Consider the following 18,856-nt stretch of genomic DNA (forward strand, 5'->3'; position numbering starts at 1 on the left):
TCCCGCTAACGGTAGACTAACCTATGGAAATGCTCACACAAGATCTTGAAACAAAGAAGCGCCTGCTCCAGGAGAGCATACAGATTCTGAACACACAAATCAAAGCTGCTAAAGATGCCATGGACGAGGCACAGAATAGCGCCAATGAACATGACGGTGCCATGGAGGATAAATTTGAGTCGTTTAGAGAAAACTGCCAGATACAGCGTGATATGTATGCGCGGCAACTGGACGAGCTTATTTCTACGATGGCATTGCTGCGCCGGATTAACGCCACAAAATCGAACCACGATGTGTCGTTAGGCGCTGTGGTGCATACTGAGCTTCAGAATTATTTTATTGGGGTAAGCTTAGGTGAGATCAAAATAGACGGAGAATCATACTTTGCCATTTCTGGAATGTCGCCTATTTTTAAAGCCATGGCTGGCAAAACTGCTGGCGAAACATTCAATTTCCGCGAAAGAGATTATAAAATACTCCAGATCAGCTAAAAAAAATGCCGCTAAGTATAACCTTTGACGGCACATGGCAGTTATAGCTATGGTAAAGGGTTGAAAAAAGTAAAGGTTAGCATTTCTGCTAACCTTTACTTTTTTGTATTAAGTTATTTTGTCGAGGCTGTCCCGTCCACTCTTGTCCAGTTCTGGGTTCTACCGATCAAGGAGATTCCGATGTAGCCTTTCACTTCCATTTTATCTTTGCTTACCATTTTCATGTAGCAAGAATAAGTTTTGCCGCTTTCCGGATCGTAAATAGTGCCTTCGTCCCACTTGTTATCACCGTCATACTCAAAGCCCTTCAAAAACTCAAGACCAACCAACGGGCGGTTGCGAAGCGATTTATTTGGGTTGTTGTCATCCATTTTTGGTTTTCCGTTGCGGTTAGGCTCGCGTAACGAAACTATTTTGCCACAAAGCTTATCGCCGGAGCATTTGTAGATTTCGAACTTGGCTTTTCCGTCCTCATTTGTCCAGACACCTATAGGTGACATTTTTTGGGCCCATGCACAAGTCCCAATTAACATAAGCATTACAAGAGTAAGAAGATGCTTTTTCATGTTGGTTAAGTTTAGTTGTAATATGCAACGTAATATAAGTAAAATATTTTAAAGATGCATTAAATGACTTTTAATTAAATGGCCTGAAGGCTGCAGCTTTTTCATTTAATCTAAGTTTAGTTAAAAATACAGGCTGCTGCGCAAAATTTAAATTCAGAAACTGGTGGTACTAGTTTAAATTATTGGTAATTAATATCTTACTGAAAGGTAGAGAGACTTGTAAAAAAATGGCAGAAACCTTGTGAACTTTTAAGCGTTCTTTTACCTTTAAACTATATAATCATCGTAGCGAGTGCTACAGCCTTAAGCAGGCGCCACAAAGCGGGCAAATGTTTAAGGTCTATGTTTGACTAAAGAGAAAGGAGGTGTTATGTCTAATCCATCGGTCGTCTTAGTAAGCCTAGGTAATTTTGTTCACTCTAAAGGTGAGCAGGCTTAGTAAGCAGTAGATAGCTACTGCTTACGCAGATAGCGATGTTACCTCTGATTCTTTTTAGGATGGTGATTCTGAACAACAGAACGCCGCTTACTCTGAAGTTGAGGGATTCCTGAAACACCTGGTGCATCTTGACGGGCTGCACCAGGTGTTTCTATTTTATGCCCCTCATAAGTCGTCTTTATAGGTGGTATTGTCTTTCAGGCGCCTTTCCCGCACAAACGTGAACACATAAAACGCGACAGCCCCAAAACAACTCAGCCCCATTAGCAGCAACATGATATTGCGCAGGGTCCAGCTAAAAGCATCCAGATTAATGCGCGCAAAAACTAATACGCCCACTAAAAGCGTAAGGGCCGTTACCGTATGAAACACAAAGCGGTTATGCTTACGGAGGTGATAGGTGCAAGCCAGCAGGAGCAACCCAAAAAACGGGACCATAAGGGCAGTTGGCGGTTTGGAGGGGTTCGCGAAGTATGCTATCAGCCCAAGTGTGATAAGCAACAAGGCATTAACCGTATTTATAATGTAAGGATGGATCATAACGTACATAAGCCTAAGCGGCATTGCTTAGGCTTATGTACGTTAAATTACAAAAGTGTTTGCTATGCAGTATGCGCTGCGCTTTAAAGTACCCGACGCACTTCCAAAAAACGAACATCGTAACGTGTACCCTCTACCTTGCTTATCTTAACGCCGCCGTTAGAAGATGAATGTACAAATTCTATGGTATCCCCGGGAGAGGAAAGGACTATACCCACATGGCCCGGTTCTCGTTTGTCAGCGTCTGTTCCGGTAAATATCACAAGGTCGCCGGTGCGGGCCTCCTCCTTTGCAACGTATGCTCCTTCGTTTGCCTGCATAGCAGATGAGTGTGGCAGATTAATGCCTGCCTGATCGTATACATAGGTTATAAACCCAGAGCAATCAAACCCATTGGGGCTTGTACCGGCATAAACATAAGGGCTCCCGATCAAGGATAGCGCATTGCTGACAATTTGCTCGCTTATGTCTGGTAAAGGCGCAGGAGTAGTATAAGTGCTTTGCCTGTTAGAGGTTAGAGTAATTGCTGGTGATGTTGCAGTTGCCACAGCGGCGGCTTCCGTGCCATTTTCGGCTATGTCTGGGATCAGGTAATGAAATGTATCTGACCAAAAAAGTACGACAAGTATAACGAGTGGCGAAAGTGCTAATAATAAGTTCTTTTTCATAATTAAGTAGGCCTGGTTCAACTGCTTTAATGGAAATATCGTGCCAAACACAGATCTTTATACTTTATAAGCTGTAAGTGGCTCATAATTTAATGGTTACTAGCTTTGTTGTAACAAACTTTAAGCTATAAATGGTTTACTCACTTCAATTGATAACTCACCGCCAAAAAATGGCCATTAAATAAATTGCTTGGAAAAAGTAAAATAAATATTCTATTAATTACATTAAATAGTTTTAATGTGCTACTTTTGTGGCTTCTAAAATATAATCTATGCTGATTTACAATACAGAGTCTTTTAGTGTGAAGTATGACAGCCAGCAGAACTGGCTGCACTTGTACTGCTCCGAGAAGCTACATGCAGGCAAGTTTAAAGAGGGGTTGGTAAGTGCACTAGACTATGCTGAACAAAAGCAGATAAAGCGCTGGCTCTTAGATTTTAGGGTGATAGGCAGCTTAGACGAACAGGAGGAGGTGTGGCTGCAAGGCTACTTTTACCCTCTCCTGATGGGCGCACTCGGTACCAACAATTTTGTAGCGGTTGTGGTATCTGAAAAATGCTACGATGCGTTACTATTAGAAGCAGGCAAATTTGGACTTAGGAGTTACAATTCATTTATCATCATGCATACTTTTTGCCATTTAGAAGATGCCGTAGATTGGCTAAATAAGGATGCTGTGAGTTTGGTGAGATGATAGGAGAGTAGGTGCTGCAAGGGCATGAGATTTTGAAAAGCATGGTTTTTGTTGTAAAATGCTACATATTTAACAAAACATCAATTTTACAACATGCTCAACTTAAAGCGATTTAAACTTCTATTCCTACTATTATTCATATTTATACTTAGCGGCACCGGCAGCTTATTTGCTGCTGATTTGCGCTACACACTTTCTATGCCCGAGCCGCACACACATTACTTCCAGGTAGAGGCTGAGCTTACTGGTGTAAAGAAAAAGTATGTGGACTTTACCATGCCGGTCTGGGCGCCGGGCTCCTACCTGGTGCGCGAATTTGCCAAGAATGTAGAGAGTTTCAGGGCCATAGACAAAAACGGAAAAGCGCTGCGATCTGAAAAAATTGACAAAAACACCTGGCGTGTCTATTCTGATAAAGCGGACCTGGTTCGCGCTACCTATGATGTGTATGCATTTGAGATGAGTGTTCGGACGAGCTTCCTGGATGCTTCGCACGGATACGTAAACGGTACCAGTATATTCATGTACCCTGAAGGCTACCAGGATATTGCTGGTAAGCTTGTAGTTAAGCCTTTTACAGGGTGGAGCAAAGTGTCTACTGGTTTAACAAGCACAGGGCAGTTTACTTATACTTTCCCTAATTATGACATACTAGCTGATTCTCCGCTTGAAATTGGCAACCACGAAGTGTATACTTTTACGGCCGCCGGTGTGCCCCACGAGGTGGCCATGTACGGAGAAGGCAACTTTAATGCGGAGCAGCTTATCCAGGATATGAAAAAGGTGGTGGAGGAATCAATCGCCATTATGGGGGAACTACCCGTAGACCGCTATGTATTTATCGTGCATAACCTGCAGCGTGGCGGCGGCGGCCTGGAGCATCTTAACTCTACTACGTTGCAAACCTCACGTTGGAATTACGGCACAGAAGCTGGATACAACGGTTTCTTGAGCCTTGTTGCCCATGAATACTTCCACTTATGGAATGTAAAGCGCCTGCGCCCTCAGCCACTTGGGCCATTTGATTACAACCAGGAAAACTACACCAGCTTATTGTGGGTGTCTGAAGGTATTACCAGCTACTACGATGACCTAATTGTGCGCCGGGCAGGTTATACTTCGCCGCAGCGTTACCTCGACATTGTAGCCGGTACCATCAACTCCGTAGAGAACACCCCGGGGAATAAGATACAGACGGTCGCGGAGTCGAGCCTTGATGCCTGGATAAAGTATTACCGCCGTACCGAAAACTCGAATAACGCCGAAGTGTCTTATTATACAAAGGGCGGCGTACTAGGGCATTTGCTTAACATGGAGATCATGAAGAACACCAACGGGAAAAAGAGCCTGGATGATGTGATGCGGGCCATGTATGAACGTTATTACAAAAAGCTTGACAGAGGTTACACCGAAAAAGAATTTAAGGAAATGGTGGAGAAAGTGGCTGGCAAGAACATGGATGCATTTTTTAAGAATTACGTGAACGGTACAGCGACACCGGATTACAACAAGTATTTTGAAACAGCGGGACTAAAGCTGGTAAACATAAACGAGCAAAGCGAAAGCACTAGCTGGGGGGCTTCTACGGCTGTGTCTGATGGTAAAGTGATTGTGCGTGCGGTAAATCGTGGCACCAGCGCCTATGCGGGTGGCCTTAACGTGAATGATGAAATCATTGCGGTTGATGGATTCCGTGTGGGCGATGACGTTGCACAATATGTGAATGGCCACCAGGCAGGGGATAAGCTGGAGGTATTAATCGCACGTGACGGAAAGTTAATGTTGCTGGAAATACCAATGCTGAAGGACACAAATGTACGCTACCAGATGGAGCGCCTGCCAAATCCTACTAAAGAGCAGCAGCAAGTATACAATACATGGCTTTCTGTAGCTAAATCTTAACAGGTAAACACTATTTAGGGAAAACGGCCAGGCAATAAGCCTGGCCGTTTTTGCTTTCGGCATTAGCTTGTTTAAGCTTGAAGAGTTTTCTATTCCAAGTCGATTACTGCGCAGTTAGGCTATCCCAGATCTTATAGCTGCTATTGTGGTGGTAAACCAGATACCGTATCTTTAAAACTGCTGAAGTGTATCAAGGAGGTTAAAAAGATAATTATAGAATATTACTATATTGTAAAATGTAGATATTTTAGGATTTATTAATTTTCCTAGAGTATAACTACGTGTTTTAAAAAACAGAAATATTATTTGGGTGCAATTTCCAGTTAAACTTTAATTCTTTTGTTTTGGTATGATTTACAAGAAAATGTTGCTTGCTTTATTTAACTATACTAAGTAACTTTCGTGTCGATACACAAAATAACCTGCCGCCAAATGGTGATAAAGGATACTCCTTACGTTAGTATAGTTTTTAACGTAACTGCTGAAATACTGCTGATTGACTGGATACAGATACCATCCACGAAACAGTTTAAAGATTCATACTTTGCTGCTTTACAGTTTGTAGAGCAAAAAGGCACTATTATATCTTTTTGTACTAATCTGTCTGTTATAGGGTCGTTAAGCCGTGAGCAGGAGGCATGGCTTATGCTGGAATATTATCCAAAGGTGTACCAATGCATAGGGGAGAATATAAATGCTGCAGTTGTGTTTTCTGAAGAACACTTTAAGGCTATCGTAACAAATTACCAGCAACCAACTTACCTGGCAAGGCAAGAGTTTATCAACTTCAATTACTTTACTGTTTTTGAAGAAGCGATGCACTGGCTTGCCATCATTAAAAAAGGCCAGGACTCATTTTCTTCCATGATATCCTGACCTTTCCCTGTAACTTCTGTAAGCCCCTTTATCAAGGGAAAATTCCTAGAGACTCATAGCTTACCCCAATCTTTTCGATAGCCGTTAAAAAGGCGGCTGTACGCAGATCTGGAATATTTTGCTTTTTCATTACGCTCCTAATTTCGTGGTAGGCGTTTATCATGGTGTCCTCTAAACCAGAGCGTACCAAGTTAATTTCATCTGACCCCTGTGTTAATAAAGCACGTTCTGTGGCTGACATTGTTTTGCCAGAAGATGATTCGATTGCGTTTACTAGTTTCTTATAACTTGCCTCTTCCGCACGCTTACCCATACGGCCAAATCGTACATTCGAAAGGTTTTTGAGCCACTCAAAGTATGAAACGGTTACACCACCGGCATTCAAGTATAAATCCGGAAGAATGATAATGTTGTTCCGCAGCAGGATTTCCTCTGCTTCACGGGTAACAGGACCATTAGCTCCCTCAGCTACAATCTTAGCTTTTATGTTGGCTGCATTGCCTTCATGTATTTGATTTTCCAGCGCTGCAGGAAGTAAAATATCGCATTCCCGCTCCAAAAGTAAGATAGAGTCTTCTATGTTTTCGCAGCCTTCAAAATTCAGAATGGAACCGGTTTCGCTGCGATGCCTAAAGGCCTCCTTGATGTCTATACCTGCCTCGTTGTAAATACCGCCTTCACGCTCAGCGATGCCTGTTATGATAGCACCGTCTTGCTGGCAAAAGTAGGCAGCATGATAACCTACGTTACCTAAACCCTGCACAATAATTCTTTTGCCGGCCATAGATGTTCCATCAAGCCCTTTTCCCTCAAGAAGTTCCGTATCCTGCAAGGCTTCCCGGATTCCAAAGTAGATGCCAAGTCCTGTTGCCTCGGCACGCCCCCTGATACCGCCTTGCCCAACGGGTTTACCTGTAACGCAGCCCAAGGCACTAATCTCTCCATACTTAAAAGCCTGGTAGGTATCTGCTATCCAAGCCATTTCCCGGCTGCCTGTGCCATAGTCTGGTGCAGGTACATCAATACCAGGGCCAATCAGGTTTTTCTTTACTAGTTCGGCGGCATAGCGGCGGGTAACTTTTTCAAGTGTTTTAACGGAACTGGTGCGAGGGTTAATCTTAACACCGCCTTTAGCTCCTCCAAATGGCACATCCACTACAGCGCACTTAAACGTCATTAGCGTTGCCAAGGCTTTCACTTCGTCCTCATCAACTTGCATGCTAAACCTGATACCACCCTTAGACGGAAGCTTGTGATGGCTGTGCTGCACGCGTATACCTTCAATAACTTCTATCTTGCCGTCTACCTCTACAGGAAAGGATACTTTATAAACACTGTTGCATGCCTTAATTTGTGCTAGTATTCCTGGTTCGAGGCGGGAGTACTTAGCGGCGTGGTCAAAATACTGATGAACACTTTCTAAGAACTTCCTGCCTTCGTTGCTTTGGTTGTCTGACATACCTGCTTTAATTTATGTGAGCAATAATTGATTTTAGAACGATTAGCAAAATGTTTTGTTCAGATATTTAGCTTTTTACATATCCTGTCTTAACTAGAGTTAAAATCTTCTTTTTTTAATACACTAAATAAGAAGCAATTAAGCTTTATTTACTGTACTTATAGTTGATTATATTTTAATTTATCTTGTTTGATAACAATTTATTGGCAATCTTTGTCAGCCGCTTCTGAAAATTGAAGCACTCTACGGCACGAGTAGTTTCTGTTATTTCTTCTATTGAATCTTGTTTTAAAGCGATACGTGAGTTCATATATGGTGAGACATACATTTGATGAATCCGAGGATAATCCGGGAATGGGTTATACTGTTGAGGAGGATTTGCTTAAAAACAAATTAAGCTCTTCTTATGATGCAGAGTCACAAACCCTATTGGTTACATGGGAAGGAGCGGTTACTTCGCATGAGGTAAGGCAGGGGTACATGCAAATTAAAGAACTGGTGCTTTACTACAAACCGGGTAAATGGCTTATAGACCTCCACAAGCGCGAAAGCATAAAGCGTGCAGACCAGCATTGGGTAATTACACATTTCTTTCCGGAGGCCCTTCGGCTTCTTAAAAAAGATATTTTCGTGGCTATCATTCTTCCCTTATTTTCATTTCCGAGGCTTGTTGATGAGCTAAACGGAGATGAATTTATCCAGGGAGATAACTTCATGATCATTAACCATTTTTTATACAGGGAGGAAGCTTTGCGATGGCTTAGCAACACAAATGAATTTCAGGCTGGGGCTTAAGCGATAGGATGAAAAGGCTGGGGCTTTTACCCATACTTTATGGCTAACGGCAAAGCAGACTTGCACTAGCTGAGGAATACCAGAAACGAAAAGAGCGGGACCTGATCCCGCTCTTTTCGTTTGAGAAGTGTTGCTGCCTATTTTACCGATAGAAGCTCCACGTCAAAAATTAATGTGGCATTTGGCCCGATTACGTCACCAGCGCCCTGAGCGCCATAAGCCAGTCCGGAAGGTATAAATAACCTCCATTTAGCGCCTTCTTTCATTAATTGTAGTGCTTCTGTCCAGCCAGCAATTACCCCGTTCACCGGGAAAGTGGCAGGCTGACCGCGCTCATAAGAAGAGTCAAATGTAGTGCCGTCAATCAAAGTACCGTGGTAGTGTGTAGTTACAGTGTCAGAGGCAGACGGAGACTTGCCTGTTCCTTCTTTCAAAACCATGTACTGCAAACCACTTGCAAGCGTTTTCACGCCTTCTTTGTTTTTGTTTTCAGCCAAAAAGTCCTCGCCGGCTTTTTTGTTTTCGCCACCAGATGCGTTTTGCTTTTCAGCCATTTCCTGCTGAAGCGCCATCATGGCCTGCTGTACATCACTTTGAGTTAAAGTAGAAGGCTTTCCTTCCTGAGCTTCTTTAAACCCTTTCATAAATGATTCTGACTCTACTTCTATGCCTTGTTTGCTCAGGTTAGAAGCCATATCGCGACCTATAATGTAGCTGATTTTTTCTTTTAAATCCATAGTTGAGTTTTAAGCACAAAAGATGTGCTAGCTATATTAAAAAAATGTGACTATTGAATTGCTTCGCCACAAAATTAAACATTTTAGCGTTAATTTTCCCTATGCAACGCAAAACGGGCAAGCCAAGTCCCGGCTAAAGTACAAGTATAAATACTTTTGCTCAGGGTGATGAGGAGCGGCCATGATAGCCTGTAAAATAGAAGTATACTAATGTGTGCTTGTAGGTGACACGAAGTTGCCTATAAGTATAGATGGTAATCTTCTTCCGGGTTGGCAGCTGTTAAGTTATGGTTAAATGACCATTTCTTCATAAGTAAGCTAACTGTAGTGCCTAGCAGCAACAGCGATGATATCGTTGAAAAATGTCTCATGATGCAGTTTGTTAAGGAGGTGTATATTGCACTTGAACGCGATAAAGTGCCTAGGGTTTTTTAATTTTTTAAGGTCCTTCAGGTAACCCTAGAGTGGTAGATCAGGTAAGGTGTAACAGTTCAGGTTTTAAACTATAGCAGACTGTTATTGTTGTTATAGTATACGAAGTATAAAACTGGAATTACCCAGCCTGATAAAACTAAATTATTATGCAGGAGATGTGGCATTTGTAACATACTTTGCCATACCTTTGCATCAAACAATGACCATGCAGCCATTTAGCTATACCCATTTGTCTTTGTTAGTGCCGGCCTTCACAGGCTTGGTTGCTGCTTCTCATCATGTAGCCTTGCGTGATGAACTGAATGGCTATTGTCTTCACTTCTTTACAACTCCGAAAGCCTTTAACGGCTAAGCCGGAGTTACCTGTCGGGTTAAGCTGTAACACATAGGTAATTCCGGAACGGTTAAAACAGCAATTAAAAACCAAACTTTTTTCAATTTTCATTCATGGCAACAAAAATTAGCGTCAGGCAAACATTTGTCTATGTCTTTGCTGCGCTTTACTTAGTTACCTTCCTGTTATCCATTTTTGAGAGGCAGAGCCTTTGGCTGTTACTAGCTATTGTGCCGTTGCATTTGGTGTACTTGAGTAATGTGCGCCAGGGGAAACACAGCATTCTGCGTAACTACCCGCTATTGGGTTATTTGCGGTATTTCTTTGAAAGCATACGCCCTGAACTGCGCCAGTACTTTTTTGAGTCAGACCTTGATGGTAAACCGTTTAGCCGCCGGCAGCGCTCTATAGTATACCAGCGGGCAAAAAACGTGCGCCAGACTGTACCGTTCGGTATGCAGGCGAACAGCCAGGACGTAGGTTTTGAATGGATCGCTCACACTATGTTTCCGGTGCACGTGAAAGAGGAAAACCTGCGCGTAACTGTTGGCAGCAGCAGTTGCCGACAGCCTTACAGCGCCAGCATTTACAATATTTCTGCCATGAGCTACGGTTCGCTTAGCAAAACAGCCGTTAAAGCCCTAAGTGCCGGCGCAAAACTAGGCGGCTTTGCACACAACACCGGCGAAGGTGGCGTGAGCCCGTTCCATATTGAAGGAGGCGGAGATCTTATCTGGCAGATAGGTACGGGTTACTTTGGCTGCCGCGATAAAGACGGAAATTTCTCTGAAAGGCTTTTTCAGGAAGAAGTTGCGCATCCTAACATCAAAATGGTGGAAATTAAATTATCCCAGGGTGCCAAGCCAGGGCACGGAGGTATACTTCCGGCTGCTAAAAACACCCCAGAGATTGCAGCAATCCGAAAGGTAGAGCCTTATACCACAGTTGCCTCTCCGCCTGCTCATGCTGCTTTCAAAGACCAGTTTACCATGCTGCTTTTCGTGCAGAAGCTACGCGTTTTATCAGACGGAAAACCTATTGGCATAAAGATTTGTATCGGTAATAAGCAGGAGTTTGAGCAATTGTGCCGCGAAATGATGCATAACCAGATTTATCCTGACTTTATAACTATAGATGGCGCCGAAGGTGGCACAGGAGCCGCACCACTTGAGTTTACCGACAGCCTGGGCATGCCGCTTTACGATGCCCTGGCATTTGTGCAAACGATGCTGGTAAAGTATGGCCTGCGCGATGAAATTAAACTAATGGCCGCAGGTAAGATCATAACTGGTGTGGATATTCTTAAAGCAATATCGTTAGGGGCGGACATGTGCTACAGCGCGCGGGGAATGATGTTTGCGTTAGGCTGCATACAGGCCCTACAATGCGATTCCGGCAGATGCCCTGTAGGTATAGCCACCCAGGATAAAAACCTGTACCAGGGCCTTGATGTTGCAGACAAACGAGTACGTGTCGCTAACTTTCATGGCAATACCATTAAATCGACAGTAGAGGTAATGGAAGCCTGTGGCTTTAACTCATTAAAAGATGTTACCCCTGATAAGATTTTCAGAAGAGTAGAGCAGGGCAATACGCTTAGCTTTAAAGATATTTACTTTCCTAAAAGCCCAGCTGCCTCCCAACTTGCTAAAAAATACGTACTTAACTAACATGAACAACACAATCTATTTAACAGAGCAGGATTATAAACGCCTGATTGAACTAATACAGATGCAACGCATGAGTGGTGGTGCAGCCGTTAACATTAGTAAATTAGGCGAAGAGCTGAAGCGCGCCAAACTAGTGCCTTCCGAAGAGATTCCTGCGGATGTTATTACCATGAACTCTCGTGTGCAGCTAAAAGACCTGCAGAGCGGCAATGAAATCGAAATCACCCTTGTTTACCCGAAGGATGCAGACATCAACAGCCGTAAAATCTCTATTTTTGCGCCAGTAGGTACAGCCATTATTGGTTGTAGAGAAGGCGATGTGGTGGAGTGGCCTGTACCTTCGGGCACCATTAACTACAGCATCGAAAAAGTAATCTATCAACCGGAAGCAAGCGGAGACCATTATTTGTAATCACATATAAAGTATAGGTGTACTATCCTTTAAAAGCAGCGAAGCCCCTGGTATACGACCAGGGGCTTCGCTGCTTTTAAAGGAAATCGACTGTTTTTACAAATAGTCTGTAGTTTCTTCATCATATAAATCAAAATCCACATCTTCCTCTTCCAGGTGGGTACACATGTATAGATAAGTAATAGCACCTACAACCAGCAGAGAAGTTCCGAGTAGGATGAAGGGAAAGCTTTTAGGATTTTTCATTTTCATAGTTATTAAAGTGTTGTATTAAGTATACGGTTTAAAATGTCTTAAGTGTTTTAAGTTGCTGATTAGTGCGTGTTTATAAAGTATAAAAGGCCAGGCTTACGCCTGGCCTTTTATACTTTATATGCCTGAGAATGGCACCACTTATACTTACATATTTCTGCGGTACTGTCCGCCTACCTCAAACAAGGCATTGGTGATCTGACCCAAAGAGCAGAACTTCACCGTTTCCATCATCTCTTCGAAAATGTTACCATTGTTGATAGCCACCTGCTGGATACGCTTCAGCATTTCCGCAGTCTTATCTTCGTTGCCTTTCTGAAGCGACTGCAGCATCGAGATCTGGTACTGCTTTTCTTCTTCCGTTGCTCGGATAACTTCTGTAGGCAACACCGTAGGAGAGCCTGTTGAAGAAAGGAATGTGTTTACGCCAATGATCGGGTACTCGCCGGTATGCTTCAGGGTCTCATAGTATAAACTTTCTTCCTGAATCTTGCCACGCTGGTACATCGTCTCCATGGCACCCAGCACACCGCCACGCTCTGTAATACGGTCAAACTCTACCAGTACAGCTTCTTCCACCAAGTCAGTCAGTTCTTCAATGATGAATGAGCCTTGCAGCGGATTTTCATTCTTTGCCAGACCAAGCTCACGGTTGATGATCAGCTGGATAGCCATAGCACGACGAACAGATGCTTCTGTTGGTGTAGTAATGGCCTCGTCGTAAGCATTTGTGTGTAGCGAATTACAGTTGTCGTAGATCGCGTAAAGTGCCTGCAGCGTGGTGCGGATATCGTTGAAATCGATCTCCTGCGCGTGCAGCGAACGTCCTGACGTCTGGATATGGTACTTCAACATCTGCGAACGGGCATCGGCATTATACTTGTGCTTCATCGCCTTCGCCCAGATACGGCGAGCCACACGGCCAATCACCGCATACTCCGGATCGATACCGTTAGAGAAGAAGAAGCTCAGGTTTGGGGCAAACTTGTTAATGTCCATGCCGCGGCTCACGTAGTACTCTACAAAGGTAAAGCCGTTTGCCAGCGTAAAGGCCAGCTGCGAAATTGGATTAGCACCAGCTTCTGCAATGTGATAGCCCGAAATAGACACCGAGTAGAAGTTACGTACGTTCTTATCTATAAAGTACGCCTGCACGTCACCCATTAAACGAAGCGAGAATTCTGTAGAGAAGATACAGGTATTCTGCGCCTGGTCTTCTTTCAGGATGTCAGCCTGCACCGTACCACGAACTGCAGCTAACGTACGGGTCTTGATCGGCTCGTATACTTCAGCAGGCAACACCTGGTCACCAGTCACACCAAGCAGCATCAAACCTAGGCCATCATTACCTTTTGGCAATTCGCCCTGGTATCTTGGACGCTCAACGCCTTTCTCTTTATAGATAGCCTCTATCTTCTGGTTTATCTCATCTTCCAGACCATGCTCTTTAATGTAAAGTTCGCATTGCTGGTCGATAGCAGCATTCATAAAGAAGCCGGTAAGTATAGCTGCCGGACCATTGATAGTCATCGAAACTGACGTCATCGGGTCAGCCAGGTTAAAGCCGGAGTATAGTTTCTTGGCATCGTCGAGGCAGCAAATGCTTACGCCCGAGTTACCAATTTTACCATAGATGTCTGGTCTGAAATCAGGGTCTTCGCCGTAAAGTGTTACCGAGTCAAAAGCCGTAGAAAGACGCTTGGCTGGCATGCCTAAGCTCACGTAGTGGAAGCGACGGTTTGTACGCTCCGGTCCGCCTTCGCCGGCAAACATACGGGTAGGGTCTTCGCCTTCGCGCTTGAACGGGAACACACCCGCTGTGTAAGGGAATTCGCCCGGTACATTCTCCTGCAGGTTCCACTTCAGTAAGTCACCCCATGCTTCGTAGCGTGGAGTAGATACTTTAGGAATCTGTAAATGAGAAAGCGACTCTGTATGTGTCTTTATTTTCAGTTCTTTATCGCGCACCTTGAACACATAGAACTCATTCTTGTAGGATTGAACCTTGTCTTTCCAGTTCTCCAGAATCTTCTTGTTCTGGCCGTCCAGGTTCAGTTCTACTTCAGCATACGCTTCTTCCAGCTGCTTCACTATACGGTCTTTATCGGCAATTTCTATACTTTGAACTGCTTCTATAGATTTTTTGATACCGTATAGTTTCTGCGCAACTTCTGCCTGGTCCTTGCTCCACTTATCATAGTTGCGGATGGTCTCAGATATTTCAGAAAGATAACGCGTGCGGGCAGGAGGGATGATGAACACCTTCTCCGACATTTCCTTTGAAGTCTGCAGGTTAGAGTTAAACTCAACACCCGTTTTCTCAGAAATTTTAGACATGATTGCTCTGTAAAGCTGGTTCATGCCCGGGTCGTTGAACTGCGACGCGATTGTTCCGAAAACCGGAATATCGTCGTCGTTCACGTCCCAAAGTTGGTGGTTGCGCTTGTACTGCTTCTTCACATCGCGTAGAGCGTCTAATGCGCCGCGCTTGTCGAATTTGTTCAGGGCAATTACATCCGCAAAATCCAGCATGTCGATTTTCTCAAGCTGTGTGGCGGCACCATATTCCGGCGTCATCACATACAAACTCATGTCAGAATGCTCGATGATCTCGGTGTCAGACTGGCCAATGCCGGATGTTTCAAGTATAATTAAATCAAAATCAGCAGCCTTAACAATGTCCACGGCGTCCTGTACATACTTGCTCAGGGCCAGGTTGCTTTGGCGGGTTGCCAGCGAGCGCATGTAAACTCTTTCATTGGAGATTGAGTTCATACGTATTCTGTCGCCAAGCAAAGCACCACCCGTTTTACGTTTAGATGGGTCTACGGAAATGATGGCAATTTTCTTTTCCGGAAAGTCCATCAGGAAGCGGCGCACTAGTTCATCCACCAGAGACGATTTACCGGCACCACCTGTACCAGTAATACCTAATACGGGTGTCTTCACTTCTTTTGCCTGCTCTCTTACTTCATCAAGTATAGCTCTTGCATCTTCCGGAAAGTTCTCGGCAGCAGAGATCAGGCGGGCAATCGATTTCGCGTCTTTGTCTTTCAGATGCTTTACTTCGCCGTTCAGGTTCTGTCCCGTCGGGAAGTCGCATTTCTCCAGCATGTCATTTATCATGCCTTGCAAGCCCATCGCGCGTCCGTCGTCAGGAGAGTAAATGCGTGCAATGCCATAACCGTGCAGTTCTTCGATCTCAGATGGAAGTATAACACCGCCTCCGCCGCCAAATAAACGGATATGGCCACAGCCGCGCTCGTTCAGCAGGTCGTACATGTACTTGAAATACTCAATGTGACCGCCCTGGTAAGAGGTAATGGCAATGGCCTGGGCATCTTCCTGAATGGCGCAATCTACAATCTCTTGCACCGAACGGTTATGGCCAAGGTGTATCACTTCTGCGCCCGATGCCTGGATAATACGACGCATGATATTGATCGCAGCATCGTGGCCATCGAATAAAGAAGCCGCTGTTACGATACGGATATGGTTAACAGGCTTATATGGTTCTACTGTAGTAAATGACATACTTTAGTAACAAGATTTATCAAAATATGATGCGAAGATAGGACTAAGATTTATAAGATTAAAGAATAGACAGGATTTGAAGCGGAGACAAATCGCATTAAATTGATATTATGTTGTTAAAAATTTAAATAAAACATAGTTTGTGTATTTCCGTTATACTTTTAAATTCATATATTAGATAATAAATATCAAGGCAGCATTCCGATGCTGTATCACAAACTATAGATCAAACTTTAAACTGGTTAGTTATGAGATTAGGTGTTTATGTATCTGGCGCTTTTGCAGCCATGGCACTCGTGTTAGGTTATTTATTCAGAGTTATGCACCTGCCAGACGCACACGAACTACTTATAGTTGGTTTAGGTGTGGCGGCTGTTGTATTTATCCCTCTTTTTGCGGCTTATAACTATAAAAGAAGGGCCCATTCTACTGCCAACGTATAGTTTATAGTTCAGGCTATAATAAACGGGCTTCCCCTAAACCTGCTTCTTTGGCAATGGATACCAGGTCGGTTACATTGGCTGTGCCCAGTTTCTGCTATATGTTTTTGCGGTGAGTGCTTACGGTGTTTTTGCTGATGTATAGTTTAACGGCAATGGCTTAGGTACTCAGGCCCTGGCATATCAGGTTTAGTATATTTACTTCGCGTTTGTGCAGGCATTTAATAAAGAGCAGCTGGCGCAGGTTTTCGCGGAGTGCCTGCACCAGCTGCTCTTTCTTGTTCATACATGTACTCCATTCTACCCATTTCCCGAATCCCCTCTAAAGTATATCCTAAGGTTTCTTTGTTGGTGCGGTTGCACCATACCACGCCTTTTTGCAGGTCTGAAATTTAAATGTTGGCGGGCACCTCATGCACTACACGCTCCAGTAAACTGTATTGCTCTTTTAGCTGCTGTAATTCCTGTTTAAGTTTACTAATCTTTTCTTAGGCTTTAGAGGTAGTTTGCTTCTGCATGTGTATGGTAAAAAGCTGATGTGGTTGTGTATGCAAATTAAATATAAGATTATCCGGTTAATACATATATAATTCTATAGTTTGATGTTTGGTTAATTTGTCATGCTTCTCATAAATTTCCTTTAAAACGTGGGCAGAATAGCAGAAACAAACGCACTTTCTTCTTAACTTTGTTATTCGTATAGATATTTATGAAGAACATTCGCAATTTCTGCATCATCGCCCACATCGACCATGGTAAAAGTACCCTGGCTGACCGCCTGTTAGAATTTACATCTACGGTGGCAGAGCGTGAAATGCAAAACCAGCTTTTAGATAACATGGATCTGGAGCGCGAGCGCGGCATTACCATCAAGAGCCACGCCATCCAGATGAACTACCATTATAAAGGAGAAGAGTATGTGCTGAACCTGATTGATACGCCAGGCCACGTCGACTTTTCTTACGAGGTTTCACGCTCTATTGCTGCTTGTGAGGGAGCGCTGCTCATCGTAGATTCATCACAAGGAATTGAAGCCCAAACGATCTCGAATTTGTACCTGGCCATAGGTAATGACCTGGAGATAATCCCGGTTCTAAATAAAATTGACTTGCCGCACGCGATGCCGGAAGAGGTTTCGGACCAGATTATCGACCTGATAGGCTGTGACAGAGAAGACATTATACATGCCTCTGGTAAGTCGGGGATAGGTATAGAGGAAATCCTGGCTGCTATTTGTGACCGTATTCCAGCACCGAAAGGAGACCCTGAAGCACCGCTGCAGGCCCTTATCTTCGACTCTGTTTTTAACTCTTATCGTGGTATAGAAGTATACTTCCGGATTTTTAACGGAACGCTTAAAAAAGGCGAGAAGGTAAAGTTTATAAATACCGGTAAAACTTACGAGGCCGATGAAATTGGTGTACTGAAACTAAACCAGGAAGCCCGTAAAGAAATGGGTGCCGGTAATGTAGGCTACCTGATATCGGGCATCAAGAATGCGAAAGAGGTAAAAGTTGGTGATACCATTACCCACGTAGAGCGTCCGGCACAAGGTATACAAGGCTTTGAAGATGTGAAGCCAATGGTGTTTGCCGGTATTTACCCCGTAGAAACAAGCGAGTATGAGGAACTTCGCGCCTCCATGGAGAAATTGCAGCTAAATGATGCCTCTTTAGTATGGGAGCCGGAGACTTCTGCAGCGCTTGGCTTTGGTTTCCGTTGCGGTTTCCTGGGCATGTTGCACATGGAAATTGTGCAGGAGCGCCTGGAGCGTGAGTTCGACATGACGGTTATCACGACGGTACCGTCGGTGCAGTTCCATGTGCATACTACAAAAGGGCAGTTGATGAAGGTTAGTGCGCCTTCCGAAATGCCTGAGCCTAACTACATTGACCACGTAGAGGAGCCTTTCATAAAAGCGCAGATCATCTCTAAATCTGAATTTGTCGGGCCGATTATTACGCTTTGCATGGACAAGCGCGGTATCCTGAAAAACCAGACGTACCTGACAAGCGACAGAGTAGAGCTTTCTTTTGAAATGCCGCTTGCCGAGATCGTATTTGACTTCTTTGATAAACTAAAGACAATTTCACGTGGTTACGCTTCACTTGACTATGAACTGATCGGTTTCCGCCAGTCAAACATGGTGAAGCTGGACGTGATGCTGAACGGCGAGCCTGTGGATGCCTTGTCTGCGATTGTACACCGCGACAAAGCTTATGACTGGGGAAAACGCCTGTGCGAGAAGCTAAGAGAGCTGCTGCCGCGCCAGATGTTCGAGATTGCCATTCAGGCAGCTATTGGGCAGAAAATTATTGCCCGCGAAACTGTAAAAGCACTCCGCAAGAACGTACTGGCCAAGTGCTACGGCGGTGACATCTCCAGAAAGCGTAAACTACTCGAGAAACAGAAAAAGGGTAAGAAACGCATGCGCCAGGTCGGCAACGTGGAAATTCCGCAAGAAGCCTTCTTAGCCGTGCTTAAACTTGACTAAAGTATAAACAAGCCCCGACGTGCCTCAGCGCGTTGGGGCTTGCTGCTTTTAAGTCTTTTGACAAAGGATAAAAGACTCAAGGGACAATTTCTACTATATTTTTTAGCAAGAAGTCTA

At 44.1% G+C, this 18,856-nt stretch carries 20 protein-coding genes; 10 read left to right on the forward strand and 10 right to left on the reverse strand.

Translation table 11 applies throughout. The annotated features are described in order from the left end of the window. Window positions 1-23: 23 nt before the first annotated feature. Window positions 24-491, forward strand: coding sequence for a hypothetical protein (locus tag Q1A23_RS07060; protein ID WP_299821440.1), 468 nt, complete (start codon window positions 24-26; stop codon window positions 489-491). Window positions 492-604: 113 nt separating this feature from the next. Here the strand turns inward: Q1A23_RS07060 and Q1A23_RS07065 are convergent, their stop codons facing one another. From Q1A23_RS07065 to Q1A23_RS07075, 3 genes are all read right to left on the reverse strand, one after another. Continuing rightward, window positions 605-991: a DUF2147 domain-containing protein gene (locus tag Q1A23_RS07065; protein ID WP_299821442.1), complete on the reverse strand. Its 387-nt coding sequence runs from the start codon at window positions 989-991 to the stop codon at window positions 605-607. Between the two features lie 670 nt (window positions 992-1,661). After that, window positions 1,662-2,036 (reverse strand): hypothetical protein, encoded by a 375-nt coding sequence (locus Q1A23_RS07070; RefSeq protein WP_299821444.1) that lies wholly within the window; start codon window positions 2,034-2,036, stop codon window positions 1,662-1,664. A gap of 83 nt (window positions 2,037-2,119) precedes the next feature. Then, the gene (locus tag Q1A23_RS07075) at window positions 2,120-2,704 is read right to left on the reverse strand and encodes a C40 family peptidase (protein WP_299821446.1); all 585 of its coding nucleotides are present in this window, start codon (window positions 2,702-2,704) and stop codon (window positions 2,120-2,122) included. 272 nt (window positions 2,705-2,976) lie between these two features. Here Q1A23_RS07075 and Q1A23_RS07080 point away from each other — a divergent pair, with 272 nt between their 5' ends. From Q1A23_RS07080 to Q1A23_RS07090, 3 genes are all read left to right on the forward strand, one after another. Continuing rightward, window positions 2,977-3,399, forward strand: coding sequence for a hypothetical protein (locus Q1A23_RS07080; RefSeq protein WP_299821448.1), 423 nt, complete (start codon window positions 2,977-2,979; stop codon window positions 3,397-3,399). A gap of 93 nt (window positions 3,400-3,492) precedes the next feature. Further along, a complete protein-coding gene (locus tag Q1A23_RS07085) occupies window positions 3,493-5,301 on the forward strand; it encodes a PDZ domain-containing protein (protein ID WP_299821450.1) in 1,809 nt (602 codons plus the stop codon). Window positions 5,302-5,733: 432 nt separating this feature from the next. Then, window positions 5,734-6,177 carry a hypothetical protein gene (locus tag Q1A23_RS07090; protein ID WP_299821452.1) on the forward strand — a complete coding sequence of 148 codons (444 nt, stop codon included), beginning with the start codon at window positions 5,734-5,736 and terminating at the stop codon, window positions 6,175-6,177. A 31-nt stretch (window positions 6,178-6,208) separates the two neighbouring features. Here Q1A23_RS07090 and Q1A23_RS07095 read toward each other — a convergent pair whose 3' ends face one another. Beyond that, window positions 6,209-7,636 carry a Glu/Leu/Phe/Val dehydrogenase gene (locus Q1A23_RS07095; protein WP_299821454.1) on the reverse strand — a complete coding sequence of 476 codons (1,428 nt, stop codon included), beginning with the start codon at window positions 7,634-7,636 and terminating at the stop codon, window positions 6,209-6,211. 312 nt (window positions 7,637-7,948) lie between these two features. Between Q1A23_RS07095 and Q1A23_RS07100 the strand changes: the two genes are divergently transcribed. Next, window positions 7,949-8,431, forward strand: coding sequence for a hypothetical protein (locus tag Q1A23_RS07100; protein ID WP_299821456.1), 483 nt, complete (start codon window positions 7,949-7,951; stop codon window positions 8,429-8,431). A 137-nt stretch (window positions 8,432-8,568) separates the two neighbouring features. Here the strand turns inward: Q1A23_RS07100 and Q1A23_RS07105 are convergent, their stop codons facing one another. Both Q1A23_RS07105 and Q1A23_RS07110 read right to left on the reverse strand, forming a co-directional pair. Continuing rightward, the gene (locus tag Q1A23_RS07105) at window positions 8,569-9,168 is read right to left on the reverse strand and encodes an FKBP-type peptidyl-prolyl cis-trans isomerase (protein ID WP_299821458.1); all 600 of its coding nucleotides are present in this window, start codon (window positions 9,166-9,168) and stop codon (window positions 8,569-8,571) included. Window positions 9,169-9,407: 239 nt separating this feature from the next. Beyond that, window positions 9,408-9,539: a hypothetical protein gene (locus tag Q1A23_RS07110; protein ID WP_299821460.1), complete on the reverse strand. Its 132-nt coding sequence runs from the start codon at window positions 9,537-9,539 to the stop codon at window positions 9,408-9,410. A gap of 221 nt (window positions 9,540-9,760) precedes the next feature. Between Q1A23_RS07110 and Q1A23_RS07115 the strand changes: the two genes are divergently transcribed. From Q1A23_RS07115 to rnk, 3 genes are all read left to right on the forward strand, one after another. Further along, entirely contained in the window at window positions 9,761-9,955 is a 195-nt protein-coding gene (locus tag Q1A23_RS07115; protein ID WP_299821462.1) for a hypothetical protein, read from the forward strand. A gap of 95 nt (window positions 9,956-10,050) precedes the next feature. Continuing rightward, window positions 10,051-11,607: an FMN-binding glutamate synthase family protein gene (locus tag Q1A23_RS07120; RefSeq protein WP_299821464.1), complete on the forward strand. Its 1,557-nt coding sequence runs from the start codon at window positions 10,051-10,053 to the stop codon at window positions 11,605-11,607. Window position 11,608: 1 nt separating this feature from the next. Then, a complete protein-coding gene (rnk, locus tag Q1A23_RS07125; RefSeq protein ID WP_299821466.1) occupies window positions 11,609-12,019 on the forward strand; it encodes a nucleoside diphosphate kinase regulator in 411 nt (136 codons plus the stop codon). A 96-nt stretch (window positions 12,020-12,115) separates the two neighbouring features. Here rnk and Q1A23_RS07130 read toward each other — a convergent pair whose 3' ends face one another. Then, complete coding sequence (locus Q1A23_RS07130; RefSeq protein ID WP_299821468.1) at window positions 12,116-12,271, reverse strand: hypothetical protein; 156 nt, start codon at window positions 12,269-12,271, stop codon at window positions 12,116-12,118. A gap of 147 nt (window positions 12,272-12,418) precedes the next feature. Beyond that, on the reverse strand, window positions 12,419-15,805 hold the full coding sequence (locus tag Q1A23_RS07135) for a methylmalonyl-CoA mutase family protein (RefSeq protein WP_299821470.1): 3,387 nt from the start codon (window positions 15,803-15,805) through the stop codon (window positions 12,419-12,421). 248 nt (window positions 15,806-16,053) lie between these two features. Between Q1A23_RS07135 and Q1A23_RS07140 the strand changes: the two genes are divergently transcribed. After that, a complete protein-coding gene (locus Q1A23_RS07140; protein WP_299821472.1) occupies window positions 16,054-16,248 on the forward strand; it encodes a hypothetical protein in 195 nt (64 codons plus the stop codon). 94 nt (window positions 16,249-16,342) lie between these two features. On the opposite strand, the gene Q1A23_RS19590 is transcribed toward Q1A23_RS07140, so the two are convergent. Together Q1A23_RS19590 and Q1A23_RS07145 are read right to left on the reverse strand one after the other, a co-directional pair. Beyond that, window positions 16,343-16,402: a hypothetical protein gene (locus Q1A23_RS19590; protein WP_363322034.1), complete on the reverse strand. Its 60-nt coding sequence runs from the start codon at window positions 16,400-16,402 to the stop codon at window positions 16,343-16,345. Window positions 16,403-16,405: 3 nt separating this feature from the next. Then, complete coding sequence (locus tag Q1A23_RS07145) at window positions 16,406-16,531, reverse strand: hypothetical protein (RefSeq protein ID WP_299821474.1); 126 nt, start codon at window positions 16,529-16,531, stop codon at window positions 16,406-16,408. 423 nt (window positions 16,532-16,954) lie between these two features. Between Q1A23_RS07145 and lepA the strand changes: the two genes are divergently transcribed. Beyond that, window positions 16,955-18,739: a translation elongation factor 4 gene (lepA, locus tag Q1A23_RS07150; RefSeq protein WP_299821476.1), complete on the forward strand. Its 1,785-nt coding sequence runs from the start codon at window positions 16,955-16,957 to the stop codon at window positions 18,737-18,739. The last annotated feature ends 117 nt before the right edge of the window (window positions 18,740-18,856 follow it).

Source organism: uncultured Pontibacter sp., from assembly GCF_947492645.1.
GTDB lineage: Bacteria > Bacteroidota > Bacteroidia > Cytophagales > Hymenobacteraceae > Pontibacter.